Annotated in this window: 8 protein-coding genes; 3 read left to right on the top strand and 5 right to left on the bottom strand. The window is 43.7% G+C overall.

The genetic code is table 11. From position 1 onward, the window contains the following. The first annotated feature begins 28 nt into the window (after positions 1 to 28). Complete coding sequence (locus G1O98_RS29635) at positions 29 to 637, top strand: DUF4129 domain-containing protein (RefSeq protein WP_163935733.1); 609 nt, start codon at positions 29 to 31, stop codon at positions 635 to 637. Between the two features lie 129 nt (positions 638 to 766). Here the strand turns inward: G1O98_RS29635 and G1O98_RS29630 are convergent, their stop codons facing one another. After that, positions 767 to 2,047 (bottom strand): aspartate aminotransferase family protein, encoded by a 1,281-nt coding sequence (locus tag G1O98_RS29630; RefSeq protein WP_163935730.1) that lies wholly within the window; start codon positions 2,045 to 2,047, stop codon positions 767 to 769. 561 nt (positions 2,048 to 2,608) lie between these two features. Beyond that, positions 2,609 to 7,216, bottom strand: coding sequence for a DUF4347 domain-containing protein (locus G1O98_RS29625; RefSeq protein ID WP_163935727.1), 4,608 nt, complete (start codon positions 7,214 to 7,216; stop codon positions 2,609 to 2,611). A gap of 606 nt (positions 7,217 to 7,822) precedes the next feature. Between G1O98_RS29625 and G1O98_RS29620 the strand changes: the two genes are divergently transcribed. After that, positions 7,823 to 8,881, top strand: coding sequence for a glycosyltransferase family 4 protein (locus tag G1O98_RS29620; RefSeq protein WP_163935724.1), 1,059 nt, complete (start codon positions 7,823 to 7,825; stop codon positions 8,879 to 8,881). 119 nt (positions 8,882 to 9,000) lie between these two features. Here G1O98_RS29620 and G1O98_RS29615 read toward each other — a convergent pair whose 3' ends face one another. The 3 genes from G1O98_RS29615 to G1O98_RS29605 form a co-directional block, all read right to left on the bottom strand. Beyond that, complete coding sequence (locus tag G1O98_RS29615) at positions 9,001 to 9,660, bottom strand: hypothetical protein (protein ID WP_163935721.1); 660 nt, start codon at positions 9,658 to 9,660, stop codon at positions 9,001 to 9,003. 353 nt (positions 9,661 to 10,013) lie between these two features. After that, positions 10,014 to 13,304 (bottom strand): efflux RND transporter permease subunit, encoded by a 3,291-nt coding sequence (locus tag G1O98_RS29610; protein ID WP_163935718.1) that lies wholly within the window; start codon positions 13,302 to 13,304, stop codon positions 10,014 to 10,016. A gap of 68 nt (positions 13,305 to 13,372) precedes the next feature. Next, the gene (locus G1O98_RS29605; protein ID WP_163935714.1) at positions 13,373 to 14,929 is read right to left on the bottom strand and encodes an efflux RND transporter periplasmic adaptor subunit; all 1,557 of its coding nucleotides are present in this window, start codon (positions 14,927 to 14,929) and stop codon (positions 13,373 to 13,375) included. A gap of 583 nt (positions 14,930 to 15,512) precedes the next feature. Between G1O98_RS29605 and G1O98_RS29600 the strand changes: the two genes are divergently transcribed. Continuing rightward, positions 15,513 to 16,055 (top strand): phycobiliprotein lyase, encoded by a 543-nt coding sequence (locus G1O98_RS29600; RefSeq protein WP_163935712.1) that lies wholly within the window; start codon positions 15,513 to 15,515, stop codon positions 16,053 to 16,055. The last annotated feature ends 40 nt before the right edge of the window (positions 16,056 to 16,095 follow it).

Here is a 16,095-nt window from a genome sequence, read left to right as displayed (position 1 = left end):
ACTCCTCCCCACTCCCCACTCCCCCTCTATGCCTACAGATACTTTTGAAAAAACTAGCTGGAGTTGGCAGCTTTCCCAATTTCAACAACAAGCGGGAGAATGGTGGGAATACCAGTTTTACCGCTTTGAGAAAACTCTACCAGAATTGCCTAATGAATGGTCGATTAGCCCTTGGTTAGGTGAGTTGCTGAAATTTCTGTTTTGGCTGGTAATTGGCTTATTTGTAGTTTGGGTGGGTTGGCAATTATGGCGGGAATTCAGCCCTTATGTATATTCTTGGCTGAATAGAAGTGGCAACCTGACTGATTTTCGTGCAAAAACTCGCTCTAGTGAGGCATCCATAGCACTTTTGTTGGAGCGATCGCAAGAATTTTATCGTCAAGGTAACTACCGTGAGGCTTGCCGTTGTGTTTATTTAGCAATGTTGCAGCAGTTGCATCAAAAAGCGATCGCACCCCACAAACTCAGCCGTACAGATGGAGAATATCTGCAATTGCTGCGATCGGCTGTGACTCCCATACAGCCTTATGAAACTTTAATTACCACTCACGAGCAATTATGTTTTGGGAATGCCGAGATTTTGCCAGACAATTATGAGCAGTGTCGGCAAGCTTATCGGGAAATTTCCCCAGAATGAAGAGAATGTGGGGTTAGGGATACTAGAAGCATAGATAGCTAAAAAAACAATAATTTTAAGGAAAATTAATAAATAAAGTAAGGAAAAGCGAGAGACAGGCACAAAGACTTATCCTCGCTTTATGATTACCTAAGCTGTGAGAGTTGCGATCGCCTTGTCTACAGCTTGCAAGGCAGTGTTTACTTCCGCCTCTGTGACAATTAGCGGTGGCACCAATCGGACTACTTTTGGCCCGGCTGGTACCAGTAATACACCCTCTTTGATGGCAGCATTGACGATATCTGCTGCGGTTAATTGGATATCGGCTCGCAACTCCAAACCGTTGATTAAACCCCAACCCCGAACTTCGCCAATTTGCTGAGGATATTTCGCTGCGATCGCTCTCAACCCAGATCGCAACTGTTCACCCCTGTCTTGCACATTCTGCAAAATATTTTCCCGTTCCAATGTCTGGCAAACACTGAGTGCTACACCACACACAAAAGGATTGCCGCCAAAGGTGCTGGCGTGTTCCCCTGGCTGAAAAACATCGCAGAATTTCTTGCTCATCATTGCACCGATGGGGATACCGCCACCTAAGCCTTTGGCACTGGTGAAGATATCCGGCTCAACGCCAAGATGTTCGTAAGCCCATAATTTGCCACTGCGCCCCATACCAACTTGCACTTCGTCAAAAATCAATAAAATGCCAGTTTCATCGCAAATCTGCCGGAGCTTTTTGAAATAAGCAACATCTCCCGGACGCACACCGCCTTCTCCCTGCAATGGCTCAATCAGAATTGCCGCTACCCGGTAATCACCTTCATCCAACTCGCTAATCGCCACTTCCACAGCGTTAATATCGTTGTAATTTACGTAGTAGAACCCAGGAACCAAAGGATCAAAATACTTTTGATATTTCGGTTGTCCTGTAGCGGTAACGGTGGCCAAAGTCCGCCCGTGGAAACTGGCATTGGCGGTTAAAATAATTGGTTTTTCAATGTCTAATACTGTGTGGGCATATTTCCGCGCCAGTTTAATTGCAGCTTCGTTAGCTTCAGCTCCAGAGTTGCAGAAAAATACGCGATCGGCACAAGAATGTTCAACAAGCCATTTTGCCAATTCACCTTGTTCAGGAATATAGTACAAATTAGAGACATGGTGCAGCTTCTGAATTTGGCGTGTTACCGCTTCTACCATAACTGGGTGGGCGTGTCCCAAAGTGCAAGTGGCAATTCCCGCTACAAAGTCCAGATATTCTCGTCCCTGTGTATCCCAAACCCGGCATCCAGCACCCCGTTCTAGAGCTAAAGGAAACCGACCGTAGGTAGACATGACAGCTTCATTGAAGCTATCTGCATCAAAGGGACTAGATGCTGACCCTGAATCTGGGGGGATGGTGGCTTGTTCAACGAGAGTTTGTAGGCTCACTACCGCTCCTCCTGAAAGTTTTTCATTATATAGTTATTTACTAGTTTCCTAGAAATCCCTAAAAAATACTTTTTATTTAGCACAATTCGCACTTCTTCTTAGACTAACGCTTATATAACCTTGGCGGTGGTGAAAAAACTTTGGACTTTAACACTTGTGCAAGAGTCTGAGCGATAGCCAATTTGCGTAGATGCAGCCCAAACTAGGCATCGCAAGTCTTGGGTAAAGTCTAGAGATTTTTCTCACTGATGTTCAAGCCTGACTAGTCAAATATTTCTAAGATACAAGGTTGGGTGCAGCGATCGCATAACCCAACATAAATAAGGTGGTAATGTTGGGTTGCGTTTCACTCCACCCAACCTACTAGCACGGCTGCAAACCCTCTCCCTTGCTCCATGCCCCCCTGCGATCTCAATGTGCAAATTAAATGCTTAACAGCTTACGTCTAATGCACTATTTTAGTCTTGCCACGCTACTACGACGGTATATGTTTTTACCGGAGTCTCTAGTTATGGTGTCCGCTAAAAGTGTATTCCCGCCATACTATGCTAAATCTGAGTGCTAGACAAAAACATTACCACCAACTACTAGATTTGTCGCGGTGAAATTATCTAAAGTTGCGAAGGTGTAAAAAGAATAATAACCAAGGACTTGAACTAGTGTAGAAGTACCCGATTGCACAAATTGTAGATTGCCATCTAAGATGGGGTTGCTACTACTGTAGCCCCGACTCTTAAACAGGTCAGTAAAGACTAACTTATCCTGGCTCGGATCAAAGTCAGTGATTGTATCATCGGAATCGCTCAAGGTTTGATAGATGAACTGGTCATAACCGCTCCCGCCAGTCAAGTTATCGCTACCTGAACCACCAATAAGAATATCATTGCCAGCACCACCAAGAAGGCTATCATTTCCAGCACCACCGAGAAGGCTATCATTACCTAGACTGCCAAGCAGGGTGTCGTTACCTTCACCACCCCGTAGTAGGTCGTTGCCACTCTTGCCATCAATGCGGTCATTTCCCCCTTGACCATTAATAAAATCAGCTGAGTTGTCAAAGCCATTGACATTGTTGTTTAGGTCATTAAAAAAGGTGACTGTATTTTTGTTGAAGATGGTGCTTTGGGTAGAGTTGGCATTAAAGACATCAAAGCTGTCACGAATTTTGGTTTGCCCATCACACAGGATATTGCCCAGAGTTGATAGGTTGTCTAGGTTTTCTAAGGCAAAGTTTTGCAGAATAATTTTGTCATCAGCCACCCCTTCAAAAGTAACTTCCAGATTATTACCATTCTGGGTAAGTAGTAAATTTCGGGCAGTCAATCCAGCCCCTTGAAATTTCAGGGTATCCAATTCGCCAATGATTGCTGCTGATGGATTTGAGCCTTTACCTAATCCACCAAAATCGGTAATGGTATCAACACCGTCACCTAAGTTGTAAACAAATTTATCCTTGCCACCGCCACCAGTTAAAATATCGTTGCCTTGATTACCTGCAATAATGTCGTTCCCAGCTTTAGCATAAATTATGTCAGCGTAGTTGTTTCCCACTAGATTATCAGCGCCACTAGTTCCGATCAAACCGTTGAACTCTAATGCACCAATATCAACTTTACCCTCAGATATTCTGTCAAATCCCATGCCGCGCTGGTCTGTTATAATACCTGCCGGAATCAGGGCATTGTTACCAGCGTTAATGGCGGGACTATCTTCAAATAAGGCATGGGTAAGGGTTGTACCACCGTTATTTTGCAATGGGCTAAATTTGGGATCGATTGGGTTGGTGCTGTTGCCAACGATACTGCTACTGCTAGTAAAACCAGTGCTACCAGTGTTATCCCCAATCAGGTTATTACCATCATCGATGAAGTCGCCGGAAACGTCGGGGTTGATATCACCGCCATAAAGATTCCTGTTGTTGAAGTTGCCTGCAATGATGGTGTTCCCAACGTTGATAGTCCCGCCACCAGAAACACCTCCACCAGTGCCGCCCCCCCAGTTGTAAAGGTCTTCTGCGGTGTTATTAGTAATCGTGGTGCTGTTCAGATTGAGGATGCCTGAGCTAGAGATGCCGCCGCCGTTCCCTCCACTTGCCTTATTGCCAGAGACAGTACTGCTGGTGATGTTCAAGATACCTGAGTTAGATATGCCACCTCCAGAGAGTGCTGAATTACCAGAGATAGTAGTATTACTCAAGCTGACACTGCCAGAGTTAAAGATGCCGCCACCGTAGGACGGGTAAGGGTCAGGCCCACCGCGATTAAGACCACTGGCAAAAGCCCCATTACCAGAGATAGTGCTTCCTATTATGCTGAGAGTACCTATGTTGAATATGCCACCACCGAAGGCTGAGGAGTAACTGATAGATGCACTATTACCAGAGACAATGCTTTTAGTAATGCTGAGGTTGCCTTTGTTAAATATGCCTCCGCCGAAGGATGAACCACTGTTATTAGAGACAGTGCTGTTAGTGAGGCTGAGATTACCTTTGTTAAAGATGCCGCCTACTGTTCCCTTGTTGCCAGAGACGATGCTTCCTGTCAAGTTGAGGCTAGTATTGTTATTAACCAAAATACTGCCAAACGCATCGTTAGCATTAGCAATCTTCAAGCCATCAATGTTGGCATCTGTCCCTGTTCCTGATATTTCAAACACGCCAGAGGCATTATTTCCACTCACGGTAAGGTTTACTGCCCCAGTCCCCAAAAGGGTAATATCATCGGTAATTGTTAGTTTATCGGTGGTGAGGGTGATGATATCTGGAGTGGCATCACTAAAAACTCCTGCAAAGGTAATAATATCTGCCCCAGCAGTAGCATTAGCATTGAGGATAGCTTGCCGCAACGATCCATCTCCAGAATCGTTGGTATTAGTGACGACTAAATCATTGGCTGCGATCGCTACTGTGGCGGTATAATTCACATTATCGATTTGGTAAGTCGAATCTGCTGCCAAGCTGAGAGTCAGATTTTCCGCCGCTTCTGCCTGAATATCGTCGACAGGTTTCAGGGTGATATCTACATAGCTTTGCCCATTAGCAATCACGATACTGTTGCCGTTGACAGGTTTGCCACCCACACTTAGGTTGTAGTCTGCAATACTCGCATTGCCATTAACAGAGAAGTTGACTGTTAATGCCCCACTGCTGTTACTGCGGCTAACGCGGTAACTACCAATATTCCCACTGTTTTCATCGGCAATGTTATCAGTTGCGATGATGCTGATGGTAGGGACGAGGGGATTGGGATTATCAGGTGGCGTAATTATACTAGGCTGGACTTCATAAGCACCAATATCAACTGCAACGCCGGATATCCTGTCGAATCCAGCGCTTCTTTGATCGGTAGTTACACCAAGAGGAACTAGAGAATTATTGCCAGCATTAAGAGCGGGGCTATCTGCAAGTAAGGCGTGAGTAAAAGTTGCACCACCGTTATTTTGCAGCGAACCGAGTTTTGGGTCAATGGGGGTGGCGGTTGTGCCAATGAGAGTGCTGGTGGTAAAGCCAATACTACCAGTAGCATCGCCAATCAAGTTATTGCCAAAGTCGGTAACGCTACCGGATACGTCAGGTTGTATATCATCGGCAGGGGACTTATCAAAGTTGTCTGCAATGATGGTGTTACTAACTTTCATGGGACTACCATAGCTGGCAACACCCCCACCATTACCAACACCATTGCTATCTGAGTCGGCTGTGTTGTTAGTAATTGTGGTGTTGATCAGAGTGAGATTGTCAGTATTTGTGTAGCTGCCGCCATTAAATATACCACCGCCTTCGTCATTGGCTGTATTGCCTGAGATGGTGCTGTTAGTTAGAGTAGCTGAACCACCAAAATAACTACCATCATTTGCGTTAACGACACCACCACCGTTATAGTTTGCCTTATTACCAGAGACAGTACTTGCTATGAGGTTGAGAGTACCGCCTTTGTTGTATATACCGCCACCATAGTTTGCTGTATTGCCAGAGACAGTACTTGCCGTTAGGCTAAGATTACCAGTGTTTGCAGTGGAACCGTCATTATAGATGCCACCACCGAAGTCACCCGTATTGCTAAAGACACGACTTCCTCTAAGGCTGAGGATGCCACCGTTATAGATTCCGCCTTTGGTATTACCAAAGATACTGCTTCCTTTAAGGCTGAGGATGCCGTTATTAGAGATGCCGCTTTCCTCTGTATTGCCAGAAACACTGCTTCTTGTCAGGCTGAGGATGGAATTTGAATTGACTTGAATACCGCCGCTAGCGATCGCCAAACCATCAATGGTGACACCTGTCGCTGTTCCCGATATCTCAAAGACTCTAGAAGTATTATTCCCACTCACCGTAAGCTTGGATGTGCCAGTTCCCAGGATAGTAACATCATCGGTAATGGTCAGTTTTCCAGAGGTGAGGGTTATTACATCTGGGGTAGCATCAGTAAAGATTTTCCCAAAGGCGATCGTATCATCCCCAGCAGTAGCATTAGCTAAGTTAATAGCCTCCCGTAAGGTAGTGACATGATTATTCGGATTGCCATCATCTGCATCCCCGGTACTATCTACCGTAAAGGTTGCCAGGACTCCTGCGTAAGCTTCCCGTGTCGTTTCTGTAAACGCTAAAGTTACTTCCATATCACCGGTGCGGACTTCCAAATCCCAATTGCCGCCCAGTGCTGCATTGCCTGTAAGCTGACGGGAAGCGGCAATATTGGCTCCTGTAAGTTGGTGCAGTTTGGCAATAAATTCTGCCCCTGCATCACCGTCAGCTACGTTACAACCATAGATGAGTAATTTAGCTGGATATTCTGTAGCAGATTCAACCGATAACCCAGCGGTTTTTGATGAGGCGGTAAATATCTTCTGCCACTGTTGTAATTGCTGAGTATATTCATCAAGGGTATCAAGCCCCAAGCGGGTGTTACCCAGTTGCAAGCTACCAGGAAGACCGTGGCAAACAATATGAATGCTGCTGAGATTCTGGTTAGTACGAGTTGCCAAAATCTCCGTAATTTGCTCAACACCGTTCTGTGTTGGATCGATTACGAACACATCAGTGTTGGAAATAACACCTTTGATTAAACTGTGATAGTCTTTCACAGCCATGTCGATAAAGACCAAGCTGCGTGTGTAATGTGTGGGAGTTAAGGAATTTACTTGGAAGTATGGAGTACGTAGCGTTGCCATTTTTTTACTTCAAGCTAAGGTTTAAGGTTATGAGGTCAACTCAAACTGACTGAAGCCTTGTCATTACGAGTTTTCACACAATTAATAACAGTAATAGGGAATTATTTTTACTATTAATTTCTTTCTTATCGTCACGCAAGTTGCTGCTTTTGTAAAGCGATGCAAGTATATAGTTTTACTAAATTGCTAAATTCACTAAGCTAGAAAAAATCTAAACAAAACTAAACATAACTCTTGTCGTGTGGGCAACGTCAGCGCCCTAATGATGGAAGTTCAAGTTCAATGTGGGACAGCTTACTATTCGTGCTGAGTCCCTTCGAAACATAGTATGTATGGCTGTCGTCGCTATCGGCGGAATCGAAAATAAGACTATAGGGAATGAAATAGCATATTCAGTCTTGAGAATTTTGGAGTTTTACCCAGATTTATCGAGCCGTTACTGAATAAGTCTTTAAGCTAAGTAACTCGTTAGAAGCGTTCTTATTCAGTAGCAAGTGGTCAATTTTATGCACTACTAATTACTCTTGAGTCGTTGCTGAAGACATCAATGATTATATTGATTTACTCCCAGTTACTTGTCTTAATTTTATACATATCTCAAAGATTATGCGAATTATACATATTTTGAACCACGTTCAAGAAATAGGTAACGGTATTGTGAATGTGGCAGTTGATCTGGCTTGCTTACAGGCAAAATCTGGTTATGAGGTAGCGGTTATTTCTGCTGGTGGTGAATATGAGAAATTACTAAATATCTGTGGTGTCAAACACTACCAACTAGACCAAACTAGAAAATCGATCAGTATTGTCAAAGCGGCTGTACGTTACCGGGCGATCGCAGCAGAATTTCAGCCAGATATTGTTCATGCTCACATGATGACGGGGGTAATCTTAGCACGTATTTTTCAGGGAAATAAATATACTTTAGTTTCCACAGTCCACAATGAATTTCAGCGTTCCAGTCTGCTGATGGGTTTAGCTGATAGGGTAATTGCCGTTAGCAAGGCGGTGCGAGATTCTATGGCAAAACGCGGTATCCCAGAAAACAAGTTGCGGGTAGTATGCAATGGAACTTTGGGCAGCCCCCGCACTCGGCAAATACAAGATTATCAACCTTTAGAGTTACAACGTCCAGCGATCGCTACTGTAGCCGGTATGTATCAACGCAAAGGTATCGCTGAGTTAATCGCTGCTTTTGAACAAATTGCCCCAGATTTTCCCCAAGCGCATCTTTATTTGGTAGGAAATGGCCCTGATAAACAGCTATTTGAGGCACAAGCACAAGCAACTTCTGTAAAAGAACGGATTCATTTTGAAGGCTTCCAGCCGCAACCTCAACGCTACCTGATATCTTGTGACATATTTGTGTTGGCTTCTCATCGCGATCCTTGCCCTCTAGTACTTTCGGAAGCTAGGGAAGCTGGGACTGCGATCGTTGGTACTCAAGTAGATGGGATTCCTGAAGCTTTGGATAATGGACAAGCAGGTCTTTTAGTGCCAGCAAAAGATAGTAATGCTTTAGCTGGGGTTTTAGTGCAATTACTGAGTAATGCCGATATGCTGCATGAGTGGAAAAATCGGGCAAATCAAAACCTACAGTGGTTAAGTGTTGCCCGCGTTCATCAGGAAACACTGGCTGTGTATCGTGAGTTAATTACAGATTAAAGGGAATGGGGAATTGGGAATGGGGAATTGGGAATTGAACATTAGACACTAATTAATAGTTCTTCTTCCCCTGCTCCCCTGCCTCCCCAGTTCCCAGTCACAAAGGATGATAGAAAGCGTTAATAGTGTAGCGATCGCTTTAATTTTAAAGCTACACCTAAAGCACCAAGGGCCAGTAAACCCAAAACGTTAGTTGATTCAGGAATGGCAGTGTAATAAGATGCGACTCTAATAGGCCCATCTTTATCTGTTTGCTCTGCTGGTATTGGTGGAATGATTCCAGCACCTGGGGCTAGATTTGGTAGTGTAGCAAAGGGATTGTAAAACAGGCTTCCGTTTCGGATTACGCCACCCCTAAAAGTGATAGTACTGCCACTGATGGTAATGTCTGTAAAAATATCCTTTAGATCGGGGTTATTAGACAAACCGATCTTTCCATCTCCATTTACATCTCCCCACTCCACAGGCTCATTATCAAATGGTGGAGTCGAATCGGGATTAGTATAGGACAGCGTTTTTAAATCAAAGACTAAGCTTTCGATATCGTATCCGGTGTTATTTAGAAAGTTATTAGCTACATCTGGAACACCATATTCTATTACTTGCCCTGGTTGAAAATCTGTAAGGATTCTTGGCTTCTTCGTGTTGAATATATCTTCATTCACACTCGTTACAATGGGTTCTACCAAGATAACGGCTCTCGCTGGTGTCAAACACAAAAAACTAATTCCTGCTGCTCCTAGAAGAGACAAGGCTAATTTGGTTACGGTTGTAGTCATATTTCTGTCCTCTTCATATTGATTGAGAGAATGCTATATTGCGTGAGTTAAATCAAACAGCAAAACCTCACTTTTGAACTGCTATCTATTTGCTAGATAAATAGCGGTTAATGTGTGTCTGCTCAGTGAGTTTACATATACTCGTATGTTGATTTATAAAGCAATTCTTGTAATGCTTTATCACAATAACTAGTAATTTCACGCAATCTTTATCAAAAATCTAAATTAGAAGTTATTGGTTGACAAATTAAACAATATATGCGTGTAAAAAACACTTAACGCGATCTGCCAACGAAAAAACTTGCTGGTAGATCGCGTTAATTTAAATTTCACTGTCTAGGGTGTTAAAAAATTTAATCCCTATCCGTGATGGAAATGAGTTTTTTCGTAAATCCACGTAACCGGATTAACACTGGCTTTGCCCAATTCCCACCAAGCAAATCGTGCAGTAGGATATAAAAACAGGGGATGATAAATAATGTCAGCATCGTTGCGATCGCCATCCCAAAGAAAACTACAATCCCTAAAGGTTGCAAAAACTCAGAACCTTCACCAATGCCTAATGCTAAAGGGAACAGTCCCAAGATAGTTGTGACTGTGGTCATGATAATTGGGCGCAAGCGTTGAGGAGCAGCTTTCATGATCGCAATTTGGCGAGTACAACCAACTTCATCCCGAATTTGGTTCGCCAGTTCTACCATGAGAATCCCTGCGTTCACCACAATTCCCACCAGCAGAACGACACCAACAATTACAGTTGCGCCAATTGCAGTTTGGGTAATGTAAAGTCCAAAAATTCCCCCAGCTAATGCCAGTGGTACGGTGAACATAATTACCAATGGGTCAATTAGCGAATTGTATTGCACCGCCATAACGACAAAGATTAAGAACGTTGCCAACGCCCCCAAAGTTTTTAAAGCATCCTGAAGTTGCTGATTAGTTTCTTGGGCAGAACTAGGCACAATTGAAACGCCATCAGGTAAGTGTACATCCTTGAGTACCTCATTGACTTCTGCGATCGCTTCACCAAGACTAGCTCCTTCGCTGAGATTGCCTGCCACAATAAAAGCTTGGCGCTGATTAATCCGTTGCACCTCACCAGGCGCTTGACCTTCTTGAATGTTTGCAACATCTGAAAGGCGGATTAGTTGATTGTTTTCTGTAAATAGCGGTAATTGTTCTAGCTGGGAAGGACGCTGAATCGCTTCTTTATTTAGCTGTACCCGCACATCAACTAAACGATTACCACGTTGAATTTGCGTGGGAACTGAACCTTCAATTGCTGTTTGAACTGTTGCACCAATTTGTTGAGCGCTCAACCCTAAAGCTGAAACCCTTTCCCAGTCAGGGCGAATTTGGATTTCCGGTTGTCGGGGGTCGGCATCTGGTCGGAATGTTGCTAATTTTGCTCTTTCCTGTAATGCTTGCAGTACTTGAGCGCCTGCTTGCGTTAAGTTTTCTTCATTCTCACCTTGCAGAATCACGTCAACCTCTGATCCTTGCACTGGGGAATTACTCAAGATTAAACCCCGCACCTGACCAGGATTGAGGCGCAGCAGAATTCCTGCTAAATTGAGTTTGTTAAATTCCTGAGTTACTTTTTTGACGAAGGCTTCGACATCTGTGCCTGGTTTTAAATTGATGGTGCTACTGGCACGTAAAGGATTCTCTGTAGTATTGCTACCAAACAAAGAACCACCCACAGTTGTGAAAGCAGACTCGGTTTCTGGTTGTTTGAGCAAAATGTCATCGACAATTTGCATAACTTTCTCAGAAGTTGCTAAAGGTGTACCAGGAGGAAACTGCGCTCTCAAGTTAGCTTGACCAGTACTGATGCGGGGTAAAATTTCTTGGGGAATTTGACCAAACATAAAGAAGCTACTGCCGCCTAAAATTACCAAAGCAGCAGTTACTACAAGGAGACGATAGCGTAAAACCTTGGTTAAGAAGTTACTATATCCCCGCGTAGCATCTTCAAATCGGTGATTAAACTGTCTAAGCAGCCAAAATTCACTGATTCGACTAGACCAGCGAATTCCCAAGAGTCGAGAAGACAGCATCGGCACTACTGTAATGGCGACGACAAGGGAAGCTGCGACTGCGAAGCTAATTGTCAGAATCAGTTCATTAAATAGCAGTGCAATAAAGCCACCAATTAAGAGGAATGGCACTACAGAAACTAAGTTAGCACCTGTAGCAGCAACTAAAGCAGATTCTACTTCTTGGGAAGCTGCGATCGCACTGTCAATAAAAAATCTTGAATTTCTCCTCTGCCCCTCTGCCTCCATCTCTTTTTGATTGGGAGTCATCCCTGTTTTTTCGGAAATGTTCTCCAAGATCACAACCGATGTATCAATTGCTTGACCAACTCCTAATGTCAGACCTGCCAAACTAAAAACATTCAAGGTTAAACCAAATATTCTCATTAAAGCGATCGCTGCCAGAGTACACAGAGGAATCGTCAAACTGATAATAAATGTTTGCCTGAACGATCCCAAAAATAACAACACTGCTGCTGCTGCTAACAATGCCCCAGAAATCCCCGAAAAGATGACATCATTTAAAGAATTGCGGATAAAGACAGATTCATCTGTGGTAGGACTCAAAGTCATGTCTGCTGGAATTAAACCCGATTGCCGTAATTGTTCAATTCGCCGTTTAACAGCATCTACTACTGTGATTGTGTTAGCTTCAGGCTGCTTTTGGATTGAAAATTTCACCGCAGGCTGACGATTCAGGTAAACAAATACTCGCTGGTCTTCTGTATCATCAATTACCTCTGCAAAGTCTCGCAAGTAAACGCGGCGGGAAGGTGCAGGGGAGGTAGAGGAGGTAGAGGAAGTAGAGGAAGCAGGGGAGGCAGGAGAAGAAACTTCCAAAGAAAGGTTTTCAATTTCCTTGGCATTTTGGAAGCGCCCTACAGTCCGAGTCAATGGCTCGGAATTTTGCCCCAGAATCCGACCACCAGAAGTATCTTGGTTACGGGCTGTTAATTCATCTAAAACATCATTTAACCCGACACCCAAAGCTTGCAATCGGTTTAAGTCAACAAGCACCCGTACTTCTTCTTCTGCACCACCAGATACATCAACAGAAGCGACTCCCGGCACTACACTGAGTTCACGCGTTAACTCCTCATCAGCAAATACGCGTAAATCTTTACCTTGTAAAGAAGCAGATGTCAGTGCCAATTCATAAACTGGCAGTTGGGAGGGATCGACTTTAAATAAGCGCGGTTCCTCTATCGTATCTGGCAATTGCCCCCGACCTCGGTTAAAAGCAGCAGTAGCATCGTTTAGGGCTTGGTCAATATCGCCCCCTGGTTGGAAGTATAAATCGAGGCTCACTTGTCCTTCACGGGTGCGGGAAAAAACTTGGACTACATTCTCGGTTGCTCGTAAAGCTTCTTCTAAAGGTCTGGTGATTTCATCTACTGCTACTTCTGGTGAAATACCAGGGGCTTCTAGCCGGACACCAATTCGTGGATAGGTAATAGCCGGTAGCAGATCGACTTGGATAGTTGTGAGAAAAAATACCCCAATGACAATTACTGCCACAGTGAGCATGAGTGTGCCAATGTGTTGGCGGATAGCGATCGCACTAAGGCTAAATCCGCCATTGCCATTATTATTTGCCTGTTGCATGATACTAAGTGATAAGGTCTGGTTACTGAGTGCTTTTTTTGCTCGTATGGTGGCTATTGCTCACCCTACTATTGCTTTTCTGAAAGAATTGAAAGACTTACAGTGTCACCTTCTTTTAACGGCTTACCACTACGAACAACATAGCGCTCTCCAGCTTGCAAACCGGATAAAATTTCCACTCTCCCATCAGACTTTTTTCCAAACATTACGGCTCGTGTTGTTACCTTCGTTTTGCCTTCTGTGTCTTTGACGACAAATATTGTCCCACTTCGATCTTGTGATTTTGCCTCTGCCATAACAGATGTGTTAGGTGGGGAAGAGTCCTGCCGTACATTTGTTTGCATCTCCCCTGTACTCTTGGAGTTGTTGCTCCCTACTTGTTTCTGAATAGCTGTTTGCGGTACGACTACACGCTGTTGAGTCTGGTTTTCAAAGTTGACTCGTGCCAGCAGCCCACTGCCAATCTTGCCTTGAGCGTTGGGAATCACTACCTCTACAGGTATTAAGCGAGCAGTAGCATCGGCGGCTGGAGAAATCCGCGTAACTCTCCCAATTAATGCTTCCTTGGGAAAGGCATCTAAGCGCACTTGTACAGACTGTCCAACCTGAATTTGTGCCAGTTCTAATTCAGAAACTTGCACAACGACTTTGACACGGTTAAAATCGCCAATTTTTACGACTTCATTACCTGCTTGCAGAAGATTGCCTGGTTCTGTCACCTTTTCTGTAACTATGCCAGTGATGGGAGATGTTAGCCGAGCGTAAGACCTGCGTTCTTTAGTTTGGGCAACCAATGCCTGCTGGGCCAATACTCTACCTTGAGCAGCGGCAACGGTTTGCTGTTCTGTACGGACTTGCTCTTGAGCTGCGCGCAGTGCCTGAGCTGCTGTTTTGGCCTGGGTACGTGCTTGTTGGGCAGTTTGTTCAGCGATCGCTCCGGCTTTAAATAACCTCTGTTGCCGTTCGGAATCAGCCTGAGCTTGTACCACTTCTAGCCGCGCCCTTTCAACGTCTGCACGGGCATTACTTACCTGATTGTTTGTCCTGGCTACTTCTGATTTCAGGGCTGCTAGTTCTGCTTCTGCTTGCTTTAATTCAGTCGAAAGTATGGCATCATCTAACTGCCCGACGTTTTGCCCAAGCTTTACTCTATCGCCCACATCAAGGTTCAAGGCTAACAAGCGACCTTCTACCTGCGATCGCAGTGATACGATGCGGAAGGGTGTTGTATTACCTGTATATTCTGGTGATTTTTGCAGCAAGTCAGTTCTAGCGATCGCCACGTCTACAGGTGTTACCCGACTACGTTCTTTATCACCAGGACTCTGAGATTGTGCATCTGCTGATTCTTTGGGCGACGAACCGCAACTCGCCGTCATCAATCCTATAGCTACAAAACAGGAAATTAATAAACTTCTTACAGAAGTGGAGGAAAAAAAGGAATTTTCGCCTTTAGCTTTGCCACCTGTTGCACAAGTACTTTTTGCAAGAAGTCTACTTTTGAAATCTGCGGTCGCCACCTCAGTTTTCACAACTGAATCTAACTGGATAATTATTAGTTGGTTCGCGACTACGGGATCTTTCATTTTCACCTGTTTGTGCGGCTCATTTTTTTCCAAAATCATCTGTTTTTCTCCTATTGGGGAGCTTTTGGGGTTAAACAGCCGTGTTTTACCAAGTAATTTTGAGAGATATCATTAACAAAAAACGGCGAGAATGAAGAATAAGCTGTATGACAGTAATTTTTGATTCAAAAACTACTGTTTTCCCACAAAAGTCCAAAACTTCTCACCGTTCTACTTCTTACGCAGAGGTAGATAATCTTCTTGCAGTTAACAAATTATAAACTTTAGTATAAATATTTGTCATTTTTCTGGAATCTACCCAGAGGAGAAACCTGGCTTTTTCCTAAGATATGAAGCTTTTTTGCTGAATATCATAATTTGGGCAGTATTACAATAATTACCCTTGTTTTTACCTAATCAATTTATTCTACTATAACTAGCTGGAATTACAGTATTTAGTATTTTATTAAGAATATTAAAGATTTATTGCTTAATCTTGCCTATAATGTAATGGAAAACACTATTTCTTCTTACCCCCTTGCGTAATATGGCAAGAAATAGGGCGACAAATACTACAGCAACAACAGGTAAGAATGAACTTTTTTACCAGAAATATATTTGTATTAGGTGAGGAAGGTAAGGCGTGACATCTCAGTTTAAAACTGCACCAACCACTGATGAATCCCAGATTTCCGAATTTTTCCAGGAATCAGCAGGTAAATGGCGATCGCAACGACGCTACTACACCCTACCGAAGGGAGAAACTAAGGAGATTGAGAGTATCGTTACGATCAATTTTTTAGAGCAGGGCTGTGATGAATTACAAAACCTAGCTCAGATGCACGATTTGGCTGATACAAAGAGTTTAATCTGTGGTGCAGCAGTTGTCTGGGAAAGTACGGATGTGCTAAAGACCAAGAAAGAATCGCAAGGTTCAACAATATTTGGAGTGATGGGAAATACCTTGTATCGCGATCGCGGTTTTGCTATATCTAAACCAGTCACTGCCCAGTATTATTTCTCCAACCCAAAAATACTGTGTTTGCGAACTGAATACAACGGTTCAGTGTTTGAAGAAGAGTTAAAGCTAATTGGCAGTAAATACCGCACCAGACAGACTATTATCTCTCGTGCTGGTGAACAGTTGATGATTGGTCAATATTTAGAAAATAGAATAGAGAGTTAGTTTATCAAGAAGGGGAAGGGGGAAAGGGGAAAGGGAAAGG

Origin of the sequence: Nostoc sp. UIC 10630, assembly GCF_010747425.1 — a bacterium.
Lineage (GTDB): Bacteria > Cyanobacteriota > Cyanobacteriia > Cyanobacteriales > Nostocaceae > Nostoc.
Note: the sequence above shows the minus strand (reverse complement) of the source record. Positions and strands in the feature narration are given on the sequence as shown.

What these genes read in the sequence shown, in the direction of transcription:
- G1O98_RS29635 (WP_163935733.1), top strand. Translation starts at nt 29, where the DNA reads ATGCCTACAGATACTTTTGAAAAAACTAGCTGGAGTTGGCAGCTTTCC.
- G1O98_RS29625 (WP_163935727.1), bottom strand. Translation starts at nt 7,216, where the DNA reads ATGGCAACGCTACGTACTCCATACTTCCAAGTAAATTCCTTAACTCCC.
- G1O98_RS29620 (WP_163935724.1), top strand. Translation starts at nt 7,823, where the DNA reads ATGCGAATTATACATATTTTGAACCACGTTCAAGAAATAGGTAACGGT.
- G1O98_RS29615 (WP_163935721.1), bottom strand. Translation starts at nt 9,660, where the DNA reads ATGACTACAACCGTAACCAAATTAGCCTTGTCTCTTCTAGGAGCAGCA.
- G1O98_RS29610 (WP_163935718.1), bottom strand. Translation starts at nt 13,304, where the DNA reads ATGCAACAGGCAAATAATAATGGCAATGGCGGATTTAGCCTTAGTGCG.
- G1O98_RS29605 (WP_163935714.1), bottom strand. Translation starts at nt 14,929, where the DNA reads ATGATTTTGGAAAAAAATGAGCCGCACAAACAGGTGAAAATGAAAGAT.